The 18,067-nt window shown below is 63.2% G+C and carries 12 protein-coding genes and 1 pseudogene; 8 read left to right on the top strand and 5 right to left on the bottom strand.

Annotated elements, in window-relative coordinates:
* The first annotated feature begins 8 nt into the window (after positions 1 to 8).
* Positions 9 to 929, top strand: a complete 921-nt coding sequence (locus GGR62_RS14975) for a phosphoglycerate mutase (RefSeq protein WP_184408652.1) — start codon at positions 9 to 11, stop codon at positions 927 to 929.
* On the top strand, positions 926 to 2,665 hold the full coding sequence (gene recJ / locus GGR62_RS14970) for a single-stranded-DNA-specific exonuclease RecJ (RefSeq protein WP_184408651.1): 1,740 nt from the start codon (positions 926 to 928) through the stop codon (positions 2,663 to 2,665). Before GGR62_RS14975 ends, recJ begins: the two co-directional genes overlap by 4 nt.
* Positions 2,666 to 3,464: 799 nt before the next feature.
* Here recJ and GGR62_RS14965 read toward each other — a convergent pair.
* The 3 genes from GGR62_RS14965 to GGR62_RS14955 all read right to left on the bottom strand — a co-directional run bounded on the left by GGR62_RS14965 (position 3,465) and on the right by GGR62_RS14955 (position 6,614).
* A complete protein-coding gene (locus GGR62_RS14965) occupies positions 3,465 to 4,502 on the bottom strand; it encodes a DUF1176 domain-containing protein (RefSeq protein WP_184408650.1) in 1,038 nt (345 codons plus the stop codon).
* Between the two features lie 89 nt (positions 4,503 to 4,591).
* On the bottom strand, positions 4,592 to 5,806 hold the full coding sequence (locus GGR62_RS14960) for an acyltransferase family protein (RefSeq protein WP_184408649.1): 1,215 nt from the start codon (positions 5,804 to 5,806) through the stop codon (positions 4,592 to 4,594).
* 187 nt (positions 5,807 to 5,993) lie between these two features.
* Entirely contained in the window at positions 5,994 to 6,614 is a 621-nt protein-coding gene (locus GGR62_RS14955; RefSeq protein WP_260306098.1) for an acyltransferase family protein, read from the bottom strand.
* A gap of 407 nt (positions 6,615 to 7,021) precedes the next feature.
* On the opposite strand from GGR62_RS14955, the gene GGR62_RS14950 reads away from it, so the two are divergent.
* From GGR62_RS14950 to GGR62_RS14930, 5 genes are all read left to right on the top strand, one after another.
* Complete coding sequence (locus GGR62_RS14950) at positions 7,022 to 7,855, top strand: LytTR family DNA-binding domain-containing protein (RefSeq protein WP_260306120.1); 834 nt, start codon at positions 7,022 to 7,024, stop codon at positions 7,853 to 7,855.
* Between the two features lie 73 nt (positions 7,856 to 7,928).
* A protein-coding gene (prfB, locus tag GGR62_RS14945; protein ID WP_184408647.1) for a peptide chain release factor 2 occupies positions 7,929 to 9,054 on the top strand; the annotation gives its coding sequence in 2 pieces (ribosomal slippage) (positions 7,929 to 8,003 and positions 8,005 to 9,054; 1,125 coding nt in all).
* A gap of 217 nt (positions 9,055 to 9,271) precedes the next feature.
* Positions 9,272 to 10,789: a lysine--tRNA ligase gene (lysS, locus tag GGR62_RS14940; protein ID WP_184408646.1), complete on the top strand. Its 1,518-nt coding sequence runs from the start codon at positions 9,272 to 9,274 to the stop codon at positions 10,787 to 10,789.
* Between the two features lie 138 nt (positions 10,790 to 10,927).
* Complete coding sequence (locus tag GGR62_RS14935; protein ID WP_184408645.1) at positions 10,928 to 12,064, top strand: two-component system response regulator; 1,137 nt, start codon at positions 10,928 to 10,930, stop codon at positions 12,062 to 12,064.
* 3 nt (positions 12,065 to 12,067) lie between these two features.
* Complete coding sequence (locus GGR62_RS14930) at positions 12,068 to 14,248, top strand: ATP-binding protein (RefSeq protein WP_184408644.1); 2,181 nt, start codon at positions 12,068 to 12,070, stop codon at positions 14,246 to 14,248.
* 55 nt (positions 14,249 to 14,303) lie between these two features.
* On the opposite strand, the gene GGR62_RS14925 is transcribed toward GGR62_RS14930, so the two are convergent.
* Both GGR62_RS14925 and GGR62_RS14920 read right to left on the bottom strand, forming a co-directional pair.
* On the bottom strand, positions 14,304 to 15,173 hold the full coding sequence (locus GGR62_RS14925; protein ID WP_184408643.1) for a crotonase/enoyl-CoA hydratase family protein: 870 nt from the start codon (positions 15,171 to 15,173) through the stop codon (positions 14,304 to 14,306).
* A gap of 456 nt (positions 15,174 to 15,629) precedes the next feature.
* Positions 15,630 to 17,312 (bottom strand): long-chain fatty acid--CoA ligase, encoded by a 1,683-nt coding sequence (locus GGR62_RS14920; RefSeq protein WP_184408642.1) that lies wholly within the window; start codon positions 17,310 to 17,312, stop codon positions 15,630 to 15,632.
* 34 nt (positions 17,313 to 17,346) lie between these two features.
* Between GGR62_RS14920 and GGR62_RS14915 the strand changes: the two are divergent.
* Positions 17,347 to 17,865, top strand: a pseudogene (locus GGR62_RS14915) (hypothetical protein).
* Positions 17,866 to 18,067 lie beyond the last annotated feature (202 nt).

Here is an 18,067-nt window from a genome sequence, read left to right as displayed (position 1 = left end):
ACTGGCCGATGACCACCGCAACGCTGCTGCTGCCGGAAAAACGCCGTCTGCCCGGCGCATTGGGCGACACGGCGGTGGCACGTGCGCTGGCGCGTGCCGACCAGCGCGCGGTGGATGCGGGAGAAGTGGCGCAGTTGCAGCGCCACTTCACGCTGACGCCTGCGCAGTGGCCGGTGGCCGCCTTGACGCGTCAGCTCGATGCCGGCGATGCCGCCGGTGCGAGCTGGGTGCGTGCCGATCCTGCGTATGTGGTGCCGGACATGCAGGGCGCACGGCTGATGGGCTACGGCGAGGCGCTTGGCCTGACCGCCGAGGATGTGGCGATGTTGCTGCCGATCCTCAAGCCGATGTTCGGCGATGCCGGATTCCTGCTCGACGCGCCCACGCCGTCGCGTTGGTATCTGCGCCTGTCGCCGGATACCGCGTTACCGGATTTTGCACCGCCGGATCTGGCGATCGGCGATGACTTGTTCGAGCATCTGCCGGCTGGCGATCTCGGCCGGCGCTGGCGTGCGTTGCTCACCGAAGCGCAGGTGCTGTTGCATCAGCACCCCTGGAACGAAGGCCGTGTTGCCGCCGGCAAGCCGGCGATCAATTCGCTGTGGTTCTGGGGCGGCGGCGTGCTGCCGCATGCGGTGAGCTCGCCGCATCGTCAGGTGCGCAGCCGCGAATCGCTGCTACGCGCGCTGGCCCTGGCCGCCGATGCCGATGCGCAGGGCGAACAGCGCGTGGATGCCTTGGTGGATCTGCGTCATCTGCGGTCGCTGCAGCAGTTCTGTGAGGACGCGGTCGCGCCGCTGCTGGTGGCGATGGCGCGGGGCGAACTGGATCGCTTGGTGCTGGATTTCCAGGATGGCGAAACCGTCTCGCTGACGCATGCGCAGCGCTGGCGTTTCTGGCGCAAGCCGCAGTTGCAGCTGGCGCAATGACGTCCACGCCGCAGATCGTCCGGCGCCCGCCTGGGCAGGCCGGCAGTTGGCCCGATGCGATGTTGCCACTGCTGCGCCGCATCTATGCCGCGCGCGGCGTCACCGATACGCATGGCGCGCACCCGCGCCTGGGGCAATTGCTGTCGCCGGAGTTGCTGCATAACAGCGGCGTTGCTGCCGAACTGCTTGCCGATGCCATCGCACAGCAACGGCGCATTCTGGTGGTGGGCGATTTCGATTGCGATGGCGCCACTGCGTGTGCGGTGGGCGTGCGCGGCTTGCGCATGCTGGGCGCACTGGATGTGCATCATGCCGTGCCCAATCGCATGGTGCATGGCTATGGCCTGTCGCCGGCACTGGTGGACGAACTGGCCGTCTTGCAACCGGATCTGCTGGTCACTGTCGATCACGGCATTGCCTGCCATGCCGGCGTGGCGGCGGCCAAGGCGCGTGGCTGGACAGTGCTGGTCACCGATCACCATCTACCCGGCGAGGTATTGCCACCCGCCGATGCGATCGTCGATCCGAATCTGGCCAACGACACGTTTCCAAGCAAGACCCTGGCCGGCGTCGGGGTGATTTTCTATGTGCTGCTGGCCTTGCGCAGTGTGCTGCGCGCACGCGGCGCATTTGCCGAACGTGGTGAACCGGATCTGTCGGTATTGCTGGATCTGGTCGCAGTCGGCACCGTCGCCGATCTGGTGCCACTGGATACCAACAACCGCGCGCTGGTGTCGGCTGGCCTGCGTCGCCTGCGCGGGGGCCGCGGCTGCATCGGTTTACGCGCCTTGATCGAGGCCAGCGGCCGCGATGTGGCGCGTTTGAGCGCCAGCGATATCGGCTTTGCGTTGGGTCCACGGCTCAACGCAGCCGGCCGGCTGGAAGACATGGCGCTGGGCATCGAGCTGTTGCTCAGCGAAGACTGGAACCGGGCGCGCGCGATCGCCGGCACGCTGGAAGAGATCAACGCCGAGCGCCGTGCGGTACAGCAGTTGATGACCGACGATGCCGAACAGGCCGTCGCCAAAGTGGTGCTGGATGCCGACGGCCAATTGCCGATTGCCGCGTGCCTGTTCGATGCCGAGTGGCATCCGGGCGTGATCGGCCTGGTCGCCTCCAAGCTCAAGGATCGCCTGCATCGCCCGGTGATTGCGTTGGCGCCTGCCGAGCCGGGCAGCAGCCAATTACGCGGCTCGGCGCGGTCGATTCCCGGTCTGCATATCCGCGATGTGCTGGCTGCAGTGGACGCGCGTCATCCCGGCTTGATCCAGAAGTTCGGCGGCCATGCGATGGCCGCCGGATTGAGTCTGGAGCATGCCGCGCTTGCGACCTTCGAACAGGCATTCCAACGCCAGGTGCAGGCGATGGTGGATGCCACGTTGCTGCATGCCGAATTGCATAGCGATGGCGAGCTGGCCGCGCATGAACTCGATCACCTGCATGCCGAAGCGCTGCGTGTGGCCGGGCCGTGGGGGCAGGGCTTTCCCGAGCCGTTGTTCGATGGTCAATTCGAAGTGCTGCAATGGCGCCTGCTCAAGGAGCGCCATCTCAAGCTCACCCTGCGCTGTGCCGGTCGCGCCGAACCGCTCAACGCGATCCACTTCAATGGCTGGCGCGGCAGCGAGCCGGCGCGGGTGGTGCGGATCGCCTATCGCCTGGTCAGCGACGACTATCGTGGTGGCACCGCGGTGCAGTTGATCGTCGAACATTGCGAACCGGCGATAGTCACCGACTGATCTGCGGGCTCAGCGTACTCGCCACGTTTTGTCAGCCACACCTTGGCCTCGTCTGGGCGGTTCAAAGCTTGAGTCGATCGCGCGCGCGGTGCCCTCACCGCTTGCGGGACAAGCCGTGAACCCGTCCCAGGGGCTCGGTGGCGGCATCCATGCCGCCACACGGTCCCGCAAGCGGCAAGGACACCGCACCAGAGAGTTGGTCGGTAGTCGGTCAAAACCCGCCTATCGGCAGGTCTGCCTTAGAGCAGCTAACAAAACCTGGCGAGCGAGCGCCTGTCAGTGAGTGCAGTGGTTTTGTCGGTCGTATCTTGGTGGATGCCGTCAGAAGTCCAGATCAAACACTGAGCGGGTCGAATGCGCGGTGCCCTCACCGCTTGCGGGACACGCCGTGAACCCGTCCCTGGGGGCTCGGTGGCGGCATCCATGCCGCCACACGGTCCCGCAAGCGGCGAGGACACCGCACCAGAGACTCCGCTGGTTGCTTTGTTTAAAACCCATGCATGCCGACCATCTCGACTGGTCCTTGCCCGCTCACCGTCGCGGGACCTTACGCGGCATGGATGCCGCGTAAGAGCCCTGCAGCCCTGCAGCCCTGCAGCCCTGCAGCCCTGCAGCCAGGCTGCCGCTCAGCCGCTCAGCCGCTCTGCACTGAGCGGCGCACCCATAGGCGGTATTTACGCAGAAGTACAGGCTCTACGAGCCGCATGCCTGACGAGTCTAGTTGGCAGCTCGAAGCGTCCTGCTAGACCGTGCAAGCGCACACTGACGCTCGCACTCACTCGCATTGTCCTTGCCTCGATCAGGGCGACTTCTTGACCTCGGTCACCACGGTCGGCAATTCCCACGCTCCGCCAGCCGCGACCAATCTGCAAAGGCCGGAAGTGGATTTGGACGTCGGTACGAAGCGACGGCCGTCCCAGGTCCAGCTTGCCTCGCTGTAGCAATCGCCCAGACCGCGTCCTTTCTGCGATGCAAGGATGGTCGATCCATCGATATCGCTGGCTTGCGTGGTCACCAACGTCGGCGCGAACGGCGCGCGTGCGTTGATCACCCAGAAACCGGTGCCGACGTTGTAGGCGCCCATCCAGCAGTCGGTCGATACCAGCAGTTTGTCGCTGCTGAGACGGGTGACTGTCAGCGGCTTGGCTGCATTGCCGGGCTGTAGTCCCTTGCATTCCTGATCGGCCGGCAAGCTCGCACGCAGCGCTTGATAGAGCGCCGGCAGCGTGCCCAGGCGCGCATCGGACGCTTGCGTTGCTGCGAGTTTGACCGCGCGCACCTGCGGAATCGGCAACGCCGGCAGCACCGCGGCTTCCCCGCGATCGCCCCTGCGCACCAGCGCACCGCGCGTGCCCAACCTGCCCTGGAACTCGTCCATCTTCAGCAGTACGGCGGCAGCGCCGCGATCGGACAGCTGCCACCGGCGCCCATCGTTGCCGACCGCCACGATCTTGCTGCTGCGTGGCAGTGCGGCCAGCAGCGCGGCCACCTGCGCGCTTGTCAGCGGCGCGGTGCCGTTGTCGCGATTCAGCGCCAGCTTGCCCAGCTCGCGCTGGTCGATGCGCAAGGTGAGCGACGCCGGCATCTTGACCTTGTCGTACTGGCCCAGCATCAACTCGGCGGTTACCGCTTGCCCGGCACCGGCCTTGCGGGTCAGCAGCACCGACACCGGCGTGCTGTCGCCTTCATCCGGCTGATAGCCTGCAGCGCGGCAGGTGCGGGTATTGTCGCAGGCGATAGTCCAGTCTTCGTGGTCGAAGCTGATGCCGATGGGCGCATCGGCAAGCGCAGCGATAGGGGCGAGCAGTAACGCAGCAGTAAGCAGGGTAGGGCGCATGGTGTCTTCGAAGGAGCGTGTCCGGTGCGCATCTTGCGTTGCTGCCGACAGGCCGTCCAGCGAGTCGCATGCTAAAGCGGGACGTATCTTCATGTCGGCATCGGCGCGGTGTCAGTCCTGTTCGCTACGCGCCGCGTGCGCCCACGCAATCCAAACAACGGACGCAACCAGCGCACCCGGCGGATCGCAAATTCATGCAACGCCAGGCAACCGATCACGGTGGCGGCGATCACCAGCGTCGGCTCCAGCCAGGCATTCAGCTGCAACGGCATCAGCCAGTACAGCGCCATGATGATCAGGCTCTGGTGCAGGACGTACCAGGGGAACACCGCTTCGGTGCAGTACGGTAGCCAGCGGAACGGGCGATTCAAACGGTGCCTTGCCCAGCCAAGAATCGTCAACAGCGCCAGCCAGGTGTAGGCGGCACGTGCGCTGTGTTCGATGGTCTCCCACGGCAGCGCGGCCAGCGTTGTACCCAGTTGCGCAGGTTGCCCATGGATGCCGACATAGCGAAGGCCCAGTTCGGCGCCAATCGCCACCAGCGCGGTACCCAGCGTGTGCCAGCGCAGCTGCACTGCCAGCTGCCAGAAGCGCTCGCGGCGTGCCAGCAGATACCCCAGCACAAACAGCGGGAACGATTCGGCATGCACGAACCAGTCGCCGACCAGCGCGTGGGTCGGCGGATGGCGCGGCATCACCCACAGCACGCAAAACGCTTCCCACAGCATCGGCAACAGCAGCAGTGCCGGCACCGCCAGCGCAGCGGGCAGGCGAGGCAACGTAATCAACCGCAGCAGGCGTGTCAGCGACACCAGCGCCATCAACGCGACGGTATAGGGCAGCAGATAGGCCAGATACCAGAGATGGTTCCAGGTGATGCCGTGTTCCCAGCCATCGAAACTGCCGGCCGGCCAAGGCCGTACCTGCCAGTAGCGCAACAGGAAGTCGCCGAAGCCCGGGCTGACCTTGCCGTTGCTCACGCCCTGGCAATAGGCCTGCACCGCCACCACCACGAACATGCCGAACAGCAACGGCGGCAGCAATCGCCCGCAGCGCTGCAAGGCAAGGCGCCAGGGCGCGGCCTGCGGCCGCGACAGCCCGATCGCGATGCCGGAGATCGTGAACAGCAACGGCATCCGCCAGCGGTTGAGCACGATCATCGGCCACTGCAGCCAGGTGGCGGTGTGCACGCTCTTGAGGTGGAAATCCCAGTCGGCCACGTAGGCCATGCCCACGTGATAGAGGATCAATAGTGCGAAGGCGAAGACGCGCAAGGCATCGATATCGTGGCGGCGCTCGGTCATGGTCGTGTGGTTGGAAGGCGTGCCAGCATCCTCGGCAATCCGGCCTCGTACAGCTGCGCCAAGGGTGGCAATGCCGTCCCTGAGGGACCAGTTGCGGTCCCACGGGGACGAACCGGGGGCGGCAAGCCGGCGGTTGGGCCGAGATGCGCGGATGTTTTCACCCGCGTCACGGGCAGATCTGGCGGCGCTACGCCGCAGTCTCGTTCTTGATGAAAGGAGCGGTGCGCAAGGTCGCCATCGCTGGCAGGCCAAATAGCGGTCGTCGCCAGCGCTGCCTGCGGATGACCTTATAGCCCGCCAGGCAAAGCACAGCGGTGGCGACGATCAGCGTCGCACTCTCGACCAGCTGCGGCAGTGCCAGTGGCTTCAAGGAATGCGCCAGGACCACGATGATTGTCTGGTGCAGCACATAGACCGGAAACACGGCAGCGGTGAGATAACGCAAGGCGGCGCTGTCTGCATGACGGAAACGGTGGGCAAAGCCCAGGATCGCGGCGATCGCGCACCATTGGTCGACCGCCCATAGCGCGCGCAAGAGCAGGCGCAGCGTGTTGGGTGCGGGATGCGCGTCATCGTAAATGGAGAAATACCAGGTGTGGATCATCAGCGCATCGCTGCACACGGCCAGCAGCAGTGCTACCCAGCGCAGGCGTTGCAGCGACTCCCAGACACTGGTCATTGGCGCGATCAGCACTCCGATCAGGAAGATCGGCAGGTACTGCGCGTGGTTGTACCAATCGTCGAACAGCCAATGGGTCTGCTCGAAGCGAGCCACCAACAGCAGACGAGCGAGCGCCAGTAGGGTCACCGGTACCAGCAACGCACCCCAGCCCTGAAGCGCGCGCGGCCCATGCGCGCAGACGCGCCATCGCCGCCGCAGGAAGCAGGCGCCAAAGCAGCCAGGCCACCAGGGTGTACGCCCACAGGTAGGGCAAGAACCACAAATGGTTCCAGGTCGGCAGGCGCAGACAGTCGCCACCGGCACCACAGAATCCTTGGTAGGCGCTCAGATACTTGGCATAGAACGCCAGGTAGCCCTCGTGGTAGCCGCCTGGCAATTGCTCGACGACTTGATAGTAGGATTGAATGGGGTCTGGAGTGGGTCGGCAATCGGCGCTGCCAGCCTAGAATATAGGCATGAGCACCGACCCCGCACGCACGATCCTGGAGCGCTTTCTGCCTTGGCAGCGCAGCGCAGGAATGTTCTTCTGGCTGATGGTGGTAGTGATCAATGGCAGCGGCAACGCCGTCACCGAATTGATGGATCGTCGTCGCGCCGGGCTGCCGATCCAGAGCTGGGAACCCTGGGTTTGGGAGATGTCCAGTGGCCTGGTCTGGCTGCTGATGCTCGTCCCGGCCATTGCCTGGTTCACGCGAAAGCTGCCGTTGCATCTGGATACCTGGTGGCGCCGGCTGCCCTGGTATCTGCTGCTCAGCGTGGCAGTCTCGGTGGTGCACGTGCTGGCGATGGTCGGACTCCGCATGCTGACGTATCGGCTGCTGGGCGAGCATTACGATTTCGGGGCGTGGCCGCAGGAATTGGTCTACGAATATCTCAAGGACGTGCGCACCTTCGCGACCATCGTCGCGTGCATGCACGGCTACCGGTTTCTGTTGCGGCGCTTGCAGGGCGAGGTACGGCTGCTGGCTGCGCCGGACGAAGGCGCGCCGGTGGAGTCGCTGGATCGCCCGCAACGCTTCCTGGTGCGCAAGCTGGGGCGGGATTTCCTGGTCGCCGCCGCCGATCTCGAATGGCTGCAGGCCTCAGGAAACTACGTCAACCTGCATGTGCGCGGACACGATTATCCGCTGCGTAGCACGATGGCGGCGATCGAAGCCAAGCTCGACCCGGCCGTGTTCGTGCGCATCCATCGCAGCTACATCGTCAACCTGGGCTGCGTGGTTTCGATCGAGCCGCTGGATGCCGGCGAGGCGCGCGTGCACCTGTCCGGCACTGGCAAGCTGCCGTGCAGCCGTCGTTACCTGGCGTCGCTGCGGCGGGCCGCCGGCCATGCCGAGGTGCCAGCGGTAGCTGTTGTGCCGGGCTGAACAGCATGGCTGCCGCGTTCCGCCGCCGCCGCCCGCTTGCTAAACTATCGGGCTTGTTTGCCGGAAGTCCGCCATGATCGAAACCAATCCGATCCGCCAGCGCATCACCGATCTCAACGATCGCGTGCTCTCGCTCAGGGGGTATCTTTGACTACGACGTCAAGAAAGAGCGTCTAGAGGAAGTCAGCCGGGAGCTTGAAAGCCCCGACGTGTGGAACGACGCCGAGCGCGCCCAGGCCCTGGGCCGCGAGCGCTCGATGCTGGAAAAGACCGTCATCGGCATTGCCGATGTGCTGGCCGGCCTGGCCGATGCCGGCGACCTGCTCGAACTGGCCGAAAGCGAGCAGGACGAAGACACCGCCGTGGCGGTGATCGCCGACCTGGACAAGTACCAGACCCATGTCGAAAAGCTGGAATTCCAGCGCATGTTCTCCGGGCAGATGGACGGTGCGAATGCATTCGTCGACATCCAGGCCGGCGCCGGCGGCACCGAGGCCCAGGACTGGGCGGAAATCCTGCTGCGCATGTATCTGCGCTGGGCCGAATCGCGCGGCTGGAAGACCGAGCTGATGGAAGTGTCCGGCGGCGAAGTGGCGGGCATCAAATCGGCCACGATCCGCATCGAGGGCGAGTACGCCTATGGCTGGTTGAAGACCGAAATCGGCGTGCACCGGCTGGTGCGCAAGTCGCCGTTCGATTCGGACAACCGTCGGCATACCAGTTTCACCTCGGTGTTCGTGTCGCCGGAAGTGGACGACAACATCGAGATCGACATCAACCCGGCCGATCTGCGTACCGACGTGTATCGCTCCTCCGGTGCCGGCGGTCAGCATGTCAACAAGACCGAGTCGGCGGTGCGTATCACGCACATCCCGACCAATACCGTGGTCGCCTGCCAGACCGGCCGCAGCCAGCACCAGAACCGCGACAACGCGATGAAGATGCTGGCCGCCAAGTTGTACGAGCTGGAAGTGCAGAAGCGCAATGTCGAGCGCGACGCGCTGGAAGCCACCAAGTCCGACATCGGCTGGGGCAGCCAGATCCGCAACTACGTGCTCGACCAGAGCCGCATCAAGGATCTGCGCACCGGCATCGAACGCAGCGATACGCAGAAAGTGCTCGACGGCGATCTGGACGAATTCGTCGAGGCCAGCCTCAAGGCCGGTCTGGCGGCAGGCTCCAAACGCCTGGATGCCTGATCGCAGGGCGAGGTCGATGTGCTTGCGTGCATCGACCTCGCCTGGTGCGCCGTTGCGAGGCCAGCATCGTCAGGACGGCAGCCGCAATGCAATGCCATCCCGCACCGTTGCACCGCGCGTCGTCACAGTCCCACCGTAAAAGAACGCAGGAGCCGCTGACCTGGTTCCTCATTCCCCACCGGGCACACGCCCGACCCATTGCAGATCGATTCCCGCCATGACCGAGCAGACCCCCGCGCCGCAGACCCCCGCCGACGAGAACAGCCTCATCGCCGAGCGCCGCGCGAAACTGGGCGCGTTGCGCGGCCAGGGCATCGCCTATCCCAACGACTTCGTGCGCGAACACTTCGCCGGCGACCTGCAGGCCGAATTCGCCGATGCCGACACCTGGACCCCCGAAGCGCTGGAAGCCAGCGGACGCAGCGTCAAGATGGCGGGCCGGCTGATGGCCAAGCGGGTGATGGGCAAGGCCAGCTTCGCGCAGATCCAGGACGAATCCGGGCGCGTGCAGCTGTTCCTGCAGGGCAATGTGCTCGGCGATGCCTATACCGCGTTCAAGGGCTGGGACGTCGGCGACATCGTCGCGGTGGAGGGCGGGCTGACCCGCACCAAGACCGGCGAACTGTCGGTCAAGGCCAGTGCACTACGCCTGCTGACCAAGTCGCTGCGTCCGTTGCCGGACAAGTGGCATGGCCTGTCGGACGTGGAGCAGCGTTACCGCCAACGCTATGTCGACCTGATCGTCACCCCGGAAGCGCGCGAGGTCTTCATCAAGCGCTCCAAGATCATCCGCGCCATGCGCGCCTGGCTGGATGCGCGCCGCTTCCTGGAAGTGGAAACGCCGATGATGCATTACATCCCCGGTGGCGCCACCGCCAAGCCGTTCACTACCCATCACAACGCGCTGGACCTGGATCTGTACCTGCGCGTGGCCCCGGAGCTGTATCTCAAGCGCCTGGTGGTCGGTGGCCTGGAAAGGGTCTACGAAATCAACCGCAACTTCCGCAACGAGGGCGTGTCGACCCGGCACAATCCCGAGTTCACCATGCTCGAACTCTACGAGGCCTACGCCACGTATCACGAGATCATGGACCTGACCGAGCAGGTGATCCGCGACACCGCCCAGTCGGTGCTGGGTACCACCCAGGTCAGCTGGGATGGCGCCGACATCGATTTGGCGCCGGCTTTCCGGCGCTGGCGCATGGACGAGGCCGTTCGTCACCATAACCCTCAGATCAGCGCGGCCGATTGCACCGATCGCGCCGCCCTGCTGGGTCACTGCGAGCGGCTGAAGATCCGCACCAAGCCCTCCTACGGCTGGGGCAAGCTGCTGCTGGAGATCTTCGAGGCCACCGTCGAGCACACCCTGGTGCAGCCGACCTTCATTACCGACCATCCGGTCGAGGTGTCGCCGCTGGCACGTTCCAGCGACACCGAGCCGGGCTACACCGATCGCTTTGAGCTGTTCATCAACGGCAAGGAATTGGCCAACGGCTTTTCCGAGCTCAATGACCCCGAAGACCAGGCCGCGCGCTTCCAGGCGCAGGTGCAGGCCAAGGACGGCGGCGACGACGAAGCGATGCACTACGACGCCGATTACATCCGTGCGTTGGAGTACGGCATGGCGCCGACCGGCGGCCTGGGCATCGGGATCGACCGCCTGGTGATGCTGCTGACCGGCAGCACCTCCATCCGGGATGTGCTGCTGTTCCCATATATGCGTCCGGAAGCCTGACTTTCTGGCGCTGTCCGTGCGCGGCGGCACAAATACTGCATATGCTTAGGCAGAGCCCCGAATGGTTGTATCGTCGGGGGAGTCGGCACAGGAGCCGGCGTCATCGCTTTTCCGTTCTCGAATAGAGGAGCAACGGCTATGCAGGACGTTTTAGGGAGTTCGGTCGATGTGTCGTCGCCGGATACATGGGAAGGCTTGTCGGAAAAGGCGGATCTGGGATTGAACATCGTGATTGTCGATGACCAGATGTCCGCACGGACCATGCTGCGCCATGTCATCGAGGACATCGCTCCAGAGTTGAAGGTCTTCGATTTCGGTGACCCGATGGAGGCGCTGGCCTGGTGCGAAGCCGGGCGCGTGGATCTGTTGCTGCTCGACTACCGCATGCCCGGCATGGATGGCCTGGAGTTCGCACGCCGGTTACGCCGTCTGCCCAGCCACCGGGATATCCCGATCATCCTGATCACCATCGTCGGCGACGAACCGATTCGCCAGGCCGCGTTGGAAGCCGGGGTGATCGACTTCCTGGTCAAGCCGATCCGCCCACGCGAGCTACGTGCGCGCTGCTCCAATCTGCTGCAGTTGCGTCAGCAGAGCGAGAGCGTCAAACAACGGGCGTTGTCGTTGGAGCAACGTCTGCTGGCCAGCATGAACGAGGTCGAGGAGCGCGAACGCGAGACGCTGTCGCGGCTGGCGCGCGCGATCGAGTACCGCGATTCGGGCACCAGCGCGTTCCTGGAGCGCATGTCGCACGTGGCCGGCCTGATCGCCGAGCAACTGGGCCTGTCGGAGGAAGAAGTCCGCATCATCGAGATGGCCGCACCGCTGCACGACATGGGCAAGATCGCCATTCCCGATTCGGTCTTGCTCAAGCCGGGCAAGCTCACCGAAGACGAGATGAACATCATGCGCCGGCATCCGCGTATCGGCTACGAGCTGCTCAGCGGCAGCCAGAACCGCTTCATCCAGGTCGGTGCGCTGATCGCGCTGCGTCACCACGAGCGCTACGACGGCACCGGCTATCCGGACGGCCTGGTGGGCGAGGCGATTCCGCTGGAAGCACGCATCGTCGCGGTGGCCGATGTGTTCGACGCACTGCTGTCGCCGCGCCCGTACAAGGAAGCCTGGACCATGGATGCCGCACTGGCCTATCTCTACGCACAGCGTGGCCGCCTGTTCGACCCGCGCTGCGTGGATGCGCTGCTACGCGGCCGGGCGCAGCTGGATCAGATCTGCGGGGACTACTCCACCGCATCGGCGCGACCCGGGGTATAGGCAATGAACCCGTTCGGAAGGATCCGGCAGCGGCTGACGAATCGTCCTGACAGTGAGCATGGTCAGGCGATCGTTCGCATCATTCTGATCACATTGATCCTGTCGTACGTCCTGTTGCCGAGCGTCCATCACAGCCTGCCACCGCGCCAGCATGCCGGCGTGTTGCCCATCGTGCTGACCGGTCTCGGTCTGGGCGTTGCGTTGTTCGGGTGGCTGCTGTGGCGACCAGGTCGCTCGGATCCGCGTCGCATCCTGGGCATGCTGGCCGACTACGGGCTGATGGCGGCAGGCATGATCCAGATGGGTGAGCCGCTGGCCTGGGTCTATGTAGTGGTGATGTGGGTCACCGTCGGCAACGGCCTGCGCTATGGCAACCGCTATCTGTATCTTGCTGTGGTGATGGCGGTGGTGAGCTTCTCCACGACGCTGTCCATGACCGAATATTGGCAACGCAATCAACGGCTGGGTATTGGGCTTGCCGTTGGTCTGGCGGCGGTTCCGCTGTATTTCTCCAGTCTTCTACGGCAGCTGACCCGTGCGACCGCAGAGGCGCGCCGTGCCAGTGAGGCCAAGAGCCGCTTTCTGGCAAACATGAGTCACGAGTTTCGGACACCGCTCAATGGTCTGTCCGGGATGACCGAAGTATTGGCAACGACGCGTCTGGATAGTGAGCAGCGCGAATGCCTGAAAACCATCCAAGCATCGACCCGTAGTCTGCTTGCGTTGGTAGAAGAGGTGCTGGACATCTCGGCCATCGAAGCCGGCAAGCTGCGAATCAATGCGACTGACTTCGCATTGCATGACACGTTGCAGGCAATCAGCCTCATTCTGGAGCCGCAGGCCAAGGCCAAGGGTTTGCGCTATCAGGCGACTGTGGCTGCGGATATACCTTTCCATGTGCATGGGGATGCGGGGCATCTGCAGCAAATTCTGTTGAATCTGGTCGGCAACGCGGTCAAGTTCACCGATCGGGGCAGTGTCCAGCTGAAAGTGGCGGCAACCGGTGCCAACGGCTGCGGTGGTTTTCTGCTCCGCTTTGAAGTGCTCGATACCGGAATCGGTGTGCCGCTCGATATGCGTCCGCGCTTGTTCGAGGCGTTCGAACAGGCGGATACCGGACTGGCGCGCCGGTTCGAAGGTAGCGGCCTCGGAACGACGATTGCCAAGGGACTGGTTCAGTCGATGGGTGGCGCGATCGGGTTTGAGGAAAATCCTGAAGGCGGCAGCCTGTTCTGGTTTGAACTGCCTTTTGGCCTGGCGACCGCCAAGCCTGCAACAACTCCATCGCCCGTGCTGCATGAGGCAGATTCCACAAACATACCGGGCAACGTAATCGCTTTTGCCGATCCGTTTCTACGTCACCGTGCCCGTGTGCGTAGCATGCAGATCCTGGTGGCAGACGATCACTTGGCAAACCGTCTTGTTCTGCAGCGGCTTCTGCAAAAAGCAGGCCATCGCGTCACCTGTGTCGATGGCGGGGAAGCCGTATTGGATGCGTTGGCCGAGGCGGATTACGACGCAGCCATCGTCGACTTGCACATGCCCGGTGTCAGCGGTCTGGATATGTTGAAGCAGCTACGGGTCATGCAGGCAGGTGGTAAGCCTGGTACCCCGGTTGTGGTGCTGAGCGCTGATGTGACGCCAGAGTCGATTCGCAGTTGCGAGCAAGCGGGCGCCTATGCATTTCTGGCCAAGCCGGTGGCGGCGATCAAGTTGCTGGATACGCTGGCCGAAATTGCCCTTAACCAGAAACTCCGGCAGACCGATCTGACGATTGGAATCCGTGGCCCCGCACCAAGCGGTGCAGTTCTCGATCCTGCTGTGCTCGACGAGCTGGCGGAATTGGGGATGGGAGATGAGTTCGAACGCGAGTTCATTCAACAATGTCTCAGCGACGCCGCCGCGTGTGTTGTGCAGCTCGGCAAGGCAGCGGCAGATGAAGACTGGGCGCGTTTACGCGAGCATGCTCATGCGGTCAAAGGTGTGTCCAGCAATCTCGGGCTGGTGGTATTGGCCGAAAAGGGCGGTGAGTTGATGCGTCTGTCAGAAGCGCAGCTACGGGCAGAATGGCGCCAGAGACTGGAGCAACTGAAGACTGGATTGACACAGGGACGCGAAGCACTCGTTCAGCGTGCGCGAAACAAGTCCGACGGAGGAGCCAGTGGAAACGGCGACCTTGGTTAAGCGAAGCCCGGCAATAGGCCGGGCCTGATTCCCCCAGTATTGGATCCACCAAAAATCAGACGGCACTCGCGCCAACGCGGCGATTCTGTGCTTTGACTAAACGGTCCATTGTGCGCAGCGATTTTTCGCTGAGTGCCAGGGCAGTATCTACCCAGACTTCGGTGATGCGCAGCAGTTCGTCGTAAGGCACCGCCTGCGCGAGGTTGCGTGCGGCATTCATCGCCAGATAAGAGTGGGAGATACGCTTTTGCTGGCGGATTAACGTTTCGGTAGCAACAACCCCTTGACCCTTGGGTACAAGCACGTCCACGATCCCCATCGCATGCATTTCTTCGCTGCTGTAAATGCGACCATCGAGAATGATTTTTTCTGCCAGATGCGGCGAAACACGGCGGCATAGGAAAGAATACGCGCCCATGCCGGGAAACAGACCGAACAAGACCTCAGGCAGTCCCATGCCGATGCCCTCTTCGGCCACGATGGTGTGGCAGGCCAGGGCCATCTCCAACCCGCCTCCCAATGCATCGCCTTGCAGTAGCGCAATGCTGCGCACGTCCCCGCCAAAGCCGACATGTAGGTGGTGGACACCTTCCACACAGCGTTTGGCATAACGCATCAATTGCTCGCGATTCTGTTCGCGTATCAGGCGTGCAAACAGCTCCAGGTCGCCGCCGAGATTGAAGGCGCTGGAGTCGGATGCAAGGACGAAGTGACGTAGTTCACCGCTGCGTCGCTCATGCGGAGCGCGGGTGATGGAACCCATGACATCCCATATGTCGTCCAACAACTCAGGGGTGCAGCAGGGACGTATGCCACTACGCGCATTGGCATGCATGAACAACCAGTGGGTGCCGTCAGCGGCCGACGAATCAACACGAATGGTGGAGTGGGTGCGACCGAGGTGAATCTTTTCAATCGTGTTCATGGGGCATGATCCTGGAAGAGCCCGCAGTGGGAGAGTGGCTGCCGGCGGGCGCGCGCGATCCACTCCGAATCGATGCTACACCGGCACTATCTCCATGAACGTCAGGGACTTCCTTCCTGTCCGGCGGTGCCGTTGATCTGAATCTTTCAGTGAATCCAACAAACGAATGCAGTTTATGGGTGGTTACAGATTATTTGAAATTATGTGTCTCTGTAATTCCATTTATTTGACTGCCTGCAGCACGTCCTTGTTGCGTGTTATGAACTTCGAAAGAGCGCGGCTGCATTTCAAAGCGGCAGAATTGTGAAGGCAACAAAGTGCAAACCTGAGTGGGCTCCCGCCCATCTCGGTTAGGTCTGATGCCGGACGCCAAATGCAGACGCCCGCAAGGCCTTGCGGCATTGCGGGCGTCGAGTGACGGCCGGATGGCCGTCGATCTGCGCTGGCGCAGGTGGATTACTGCTTGGGCGCATCCCGCAATTCCCGCCGCAGGATCTTGCCGACGTTGGTTTTCGGCAGCTCCTTGCGGAATTCGATCACCCTGGGTTGCTTGTAGCCGGTCAGGTTGGCGCGGCAATGCGCTTTCACATCGTCGGCGGTCAGGGCAGGGTCCTTCTTGACGATGACGGCCTTGACGATCTCGCCGGACTTTTCATCCGGCACACCCACGGCAGCTACTTCCAGTACGCCGGCCATTTCGGCGATAACGTCCTCGATCTCGTTGGGATACACGTTGAAGCCGGACACCAGGATCATGTCCTTCTTGCGATCGACGATGTAGACGAAGCCTTGCTCGTCCATGCGTGCGATGTCGCCTGTGTGCAGCCAGCCATCGGCATCCATGACCTTGGCGGTTTCCTCGGGCTTCTTCCAATAGCCCTTCATCACCTGCGGGCCCTTGATGCACAGCTCGCCGATGTCCCCTTGCGGCAGTGCAACACCGGAGTCGTCCTTGATGCAGGCATCGGTGGACGGAATCGGCAGGCCGATCGAGCCGTTGTAATCGGTCAGATCCATCGGATTGATGCAGGCGGCCGGGGAGGTCTCGGTCAGGCCGTAGGCCTCGACCAGAGTCAGGCCGGTGACCTTTTTCCAGCGTTCGGCCACCGAGCGTTGCACCGCCATGCCGCCGCCGAGGGTCATCTTGAGCGTGGAAAAATCCACTTGATCGAAGCCGGGCGTGTTGAGCAGGCCGTTGAACAGCGTGTTGACGCCAGTGAACGCGGTGAAGCGGGTCTTCTTCAATTCCTTGACGAAGCCGGGCATATCGCGCGGATTGCTGATCAAGTGATTGCAGCCACCGATCTTCATGAAGACCAGACCGTTCGCCGTCAACGCGAAGATGTGATACAGCGGCAGTGCGGTGATCACCACCTCGTTGCCTTCTTCCAGCTTGCCGGTGCCGGCAAGCCACTGGTGGGCCTGCTGCATGTTGGCCACCAGGTTGCGGTGGGTGAGCATCGCGCCCTTGGCCACGCCGGTGGTGCCGCCGGTGTACTGCAGGAAGGCGATGTCGTCGGATTCGATCTGCAACGTCGGCACTTTGTGCTTGCTGCCCAACGCCAGCGCCTCGCGGAAGCGGATCGCGCCGTTGATGCGGTAATCCGGCACGAGCTTCTTGACGTACTTGACGACGAAGTTGACCAGCGCCGCTTTCGGAAACCCGAGCATGTCGCCCAGGCCAGTGGTGATCACCTGCTTGACCGGTGTGTCGGCGATGACCTGCTGCACGGTGGTGCCGAAGTTGTCGATGACCACCAGCACGCTGGCACCGGAATCGATCAACTGATGCTTGAGTTCGCGCGGTGTATAGAGCGGATTGACGTTGACCACGGTCAGGCCGGCACGCAGGATGCCGAACGTCGCGATCGGATATTGCAGGCAGTTGGGCATCATCAGGGCGACGCGGTCGCCTTTCTTCAACTGCAACTCGCCAAGCAGATACGCGGCGAATTGCTCGACCAGCTGATCGGCTTCGCGATAGGTGATGGTCTTGCCGAAGCTGTGATACGCCGGGCGATCGGCAAACCGTTTGACCGAGGTGTCGAACACCTCTGCCACGGTGCGGAACTGCTCCAGATCGATCTCGGCAGCGACACCAGCCGGATAACTTTGCAACCAAGGACGTGCCTGATTCATCTGCCCCCCTCCAGGGTGTTCGGTACCTGGCGCGGTGTGTTCCACGCCACTACATCAGCTGGCAGCATACCGTCATGGATGGAAAAGGCGAAGCGTGATGCAGGGCAGCATTCAAGCGCTGGCGACAGGGGATCGCATGCAACATGCGTTCTCGCCACGATCGCTGCGCGCGACCTGCGCCGGAACAGCGGCTGTGAGAGACATGGCAGCAGATGCATCGGGCAATCGAAGCGCGCCAGATCGGCGATGCGATGGCGCCGGTTGCCGAAGATTTTGTCGGCGAACAGCTGCTGGAGGCCGTCGGTCTGCGGCGGTTGATACGACTGCAGATGCTGGGTAATTGCCAGATCCGCGCGACGCTGGGGTCGGTGGATATCGCGCTGCGCGGTGACGTGGCAAGCGTGCGCTTCCCCGTTTTGCTGGCCGTGGCCGTGGCAGCGGCCGCTGGCTGCCGGGGCAAGAGGCACAGCGCGATCAGGTGATCACCGGCTGGTGCTTGCAGGACGGCGACTGGCAGCGATACCACGCGCACTGGGAACCGACACGGCACTGAGAATGGCGATGCGCGGACGCAGCGCCTGGCGAGCGCAGCCGGTAGTGGGTGCAGGCTCTACCGTTGCACTGATGTGTTTTCGCGCGTCAGCTATCTGTCTCTGACGACCACTCGCCATCGAGCGTCAGCACCTGTCGTGATCGCCTGAAACGACACTCCCGCCATATCGGCGGGAGTGTCGTGCAGGGTATGCCGCGCAGCG

It is taken from the genome of Xanthomonas sp. 3075, assembly GCF_014197275.1.
In the GTDB taxonomy this organism is placed as follows: Bacteria; Pseudomonadota; Gammaproteobacteria; order Xanthomonadales; family Xanthomonadaceae; genus Xanthomonas; species Xanthomonas campestris_B.
Note: the sequence above shows the minus strand (reverse complement) of the source record. Positions and strands in the feature narration are given on the sequence as shown.

Excerpts from the sequence above, each read along its gene's own strand:
- GGR62_RS14975 (WP_184408652.1), top strand. The coding sequence starts at position 9 with ATGACCACCGCAACGCTGCTGCTGCCGGAAAAACGCCGTCTGCCCGGC.
- recJ (WP_184408651.1), top strand. The coding sequence starts at position 926 with ATGACGTCCACGCCGCAGATCGTCCGGCGCCCGCCTGGGCAGGCCGGC.
- GGR62_RS14965 (WP_184408650.1), bottom strand. The coding sequence starts at position 4,502 with ATGCGCCCTACCCTGCTTACTGCTGCGTTACTGCTCGCCCCTATCGCT.
- GGR62_RS14960 (WP_184408649.1), bottom strand. The coding sequence starts at position 5,806 with ATGACCGAGCGCCGCCACGATATCGATGCCTTGCGCGTCTTCGCCTTC.
- GGR62_RS14950 (WP_260306120.1), top strand. The coding sequence starts at position 7,022 with ATGGTGGTAGTGATCAATGGCAGCGGCAACGCCGTCACCGAATTGATG.
- lysS (WP_184408646.1), top strand. The coding sequence starts at position 9,272 with ATGACCGAGCAGACCCCCGCGCCGCAGACCCCCGCCGACGAGAACAGC.
- GGR62_RS14935 (WP_184408645.1), top strand. The coding sequence starts at position 10,928 with ATGCAGGACGTTTTAGGGAGTTCGGTCGATGTGTCGTCGCCGGATACA.
- GGR62_RS14930 (WP_184408644.1), top strand. The coding sequence starts at position 12,068 with ATGAACCCGTTCGGAAGGATCCGGCAGCGGCTGACGAATCGTCCTGAC.
- GGR62_RS14925 (WP_184408643.1), bottom strand. The coding sequence starts at position 15,173 with ATGAACACGATTGAAAAGATTCACCTCGGTCGCACCCACTCCACCATT.
- GGR62_RS14920 (WP_184408642.1), bottom strand. The coding sequence starts at position 17,312 with ATGAATCAGGCACGTCCTTGGTTGCAAAGTTATCCGGCTGGTGTCGCT.